We start from the raw sequence: 2,500 nt of genomic DNA, 5'->3' as shown, positions 1-2,500 counted from the left end.
ACACCCACTGGAGGTCCGAACCGATTAACGTTGAAAAGTTACCGGATGAGTTGTGTTTAGGGGTGAAAGGCCAATCAAGCCGGGAAATAGCTGGTTCTCCGCGAAAACTATTGAGGTAGTGCCTCGGATGAACACCGTTGGGGGTAGAGCACTGGATGGATGCGGGGGTCGCGAGATCTACCAAATTCAACCAAACTCCGAATACCAACGAGTGATATCCGGGAGACAGACGGCGGGTGCTAAGGTCCGTCGTCAAGAGGGAAACAGCCCTGACCTACAGCTAAGGTCCCCAAGTCGTGTCTAAGTGGGAAAGCATGTGGGAATCCCAAAACAACCAGGAGGTTGGCTTAGAAGCAGCCATCCTTTAAAGAAAGCGTAACAGCTCACTGGTCTAAATAAGGGTTCCTGCGGCGAAGATGTAACGGGGCTCAAGACACGCACCGAAGCTTAGGGTGTGGATTTATCCACGCGGTAGCGGAGCGTTCCGTAAGCCTGTGAAGCGATCTGGTAATGGGTCGTGGAGGTATCGGAAGTGCGAATGCAGACATGAGTAGCGATAAACAGGGTGAGATGCCCTGTCGCCGAAAGACCAAGGGTTCCTGCGCAAGGCTAATCCGCGCAGGGTGAGCCGGCCCCTAAGACGAGCCCGAAGGGGGTAGTCGATGGGAACCACGTTAATATTCGTGGGCCTGGTGGTGTGTGACGGATCATGTGTGTTGTACGTCCTTAACGGATTGGACGTGCTTCGAAATGGTTCCAGGAAATAGCCCCACCGTATAGACCGTACCCGAAACCGACACAGGTGGTCAGGTAGAGTATACCAAGGCGCTTGAGAGAAGTGTGCTGAAGGAACTCGGCAAATTGCCTCCGTACCTTCGGAAGAAGGAGGCCCCATATATGCGCAAGCACTTATGGGGGGCACAGGCCAGGGGGTAGCGACTGTTTAGCAAAAACACAGGGCTCTGCTAAGTCGGCTTCAAGACGACGTATAGGGTCTGACGCCTGCCCGGTGCCTGAAGGTTAAGTGGAGGGGTGCAAGCTCCGAAATGAAGCCCAGGTAAACGGCGGCCGTAACTATAACGGTCCTAAGGTAGCGAAATTCCTTGTCGGGTAAGTTCCGACCTGCACGAATGGCGTAACGACTTCCCCACTGTCTCCAGCACATGCTCAGCGAAATTGAATTCTCCGTGAAGATGCGGAGTACCCGCGGTTAGACGGAAAGACCCCGTGCACCTTTACTGCAGCTTCAGAGTGGCATTAGGAAAGAATTGTGTAGCATAGGTGGGAGGCTTTGAAGCCAGGGCGCCAGCCCCGGTGGAGCCATAGGTGAAATACCACCCTGTTGTTTTCTGATGTCTAACCTCGAACCATGAAACTGGTTCAGGGACCCTCTGTGGCGGGTAGTTTGACTGGGGCGGTCGCCTCCCAAAGAGTAACGGAGGCGCGCGAAGGTTGGCTCAGGCCGGTTGGAAACCGGCTGTTAGAGTGCAATGGCATAAGCCAGCCTGACTGCGAGACTGACAAGTCGAGCAGAGACGAAAGTCGGTCATAGTGATCCGGTGGTCCCTCGTGGAAGGGCCATCGCTCAACGGATAAAAGGTACGCCGGGGATAACAGGCTGATAACCCCCAAGAGCTCATATCGACGGGGTTGTTTGGCACCTCGATGTCGGCTCATCACATCCTGGGGCTGGAGCAGGTCCCAAGGGTTTGGCTGTTCGCCAATTAAAGTGGTACGTGAGCTGGGTTCAGAACGTCGCGAGACAGTTTGGTCCCTATCTGCCGTGGGCGTCGATATTTGAGAGGAGTTGACCCTAGTACGAGAGGACCGGGTTGAACATACCTCTGGTGGACCTGTCGTGGCGCCAGCCGCGCAGCAGGGTAGCTATGTATGGACGGGATAACCGCTGAAAGCATCTAAGCGGGAAGCCTCCCTCAAGATAAGATATCTTAGAGCGGTCGAAGACCACGACCTTGATAGATCGGATGTGGAAGTGGGGTAACCCATGGAGCTAACCGATACTAATTGCTCTATTCGCGCTTCGAGAACCCCACCATCAACATCAACCCTGATGTCCAATGGTGGCGGATCTACATACAGCATCAAATACCAGCACGGTTTCTAGAACAAAATGATACGCGGTCCACATAGCTTGGTGGCCATAGCGTCTGTGACCCACCCGATCCCATCCCGAACTCGGACGTGAAACCAGACTGCGCCGATGGTACTAGCGCTTAAGCGGTGGAAGAGTAGGGCGCCGCCAGGCTTTGTCGACCGCGTATCTTCCCATTCACTTGTCACATGACCTCAAACGCCGGCGGCAGCATCCGCTGCCTTGGCTCCGCGCTAACCGCGCGACGGCCTTCCGGCCTTGCGGAGCTAACGCTCCGGGGACAAAACATCCCCAGGTCTTCCTCATTGGCGCGGGGTGGAGCAGCCCGGTAGCTCGTCAGGCTCATAACCTGAAGGCCGCAGGTTCAAATCCTGCCCCCGCAACCAA

1 tRNA gene and 2 rRNA genes (1 of these 3 cut by a window edge) are annotated in these 2,500 nt (G+C 55.3%); all 3 read left to right on the top strand.

The features are described 5' to 3' along the window. Positions 1-2,044 (top strand): 23S ribosomal RNA (locus ACNI3R_RS20375); it begins 745 nt to the left of the window's first position. A gap of 107 nt (positions 2,045-2,151) precedes the next feature. Beyond that, a 5S ribosomal RNA gene (gene rrf, locus ACNI3R_RS20370) occupies positions 2,152-2,266 on the top strand. A 156-nt stretch (positions 2,267-2,422) separates the two neighbouring features. Continuing rightward, positions 2,423-2,499: transfer RNA gene (locus ACNI3R_RS20365), tRNA-Met, on the top strand. Position 2,500 lies beyond the last annotated feature (1 nt).

The organism is Rhizorhabdus antheiae (genome assembly GCF_049889055.1).
Lineage (GTDB): Bacteria > Pseudomonadota > Alphaproteobacteria > Sphingomonadales > Sphingomonadaceae > Rhizorhabdus.
Note: the sequence above shows the minus strand (reverse complement) of the source record. Positions and strands in the feature narration are given on the sequence as shown.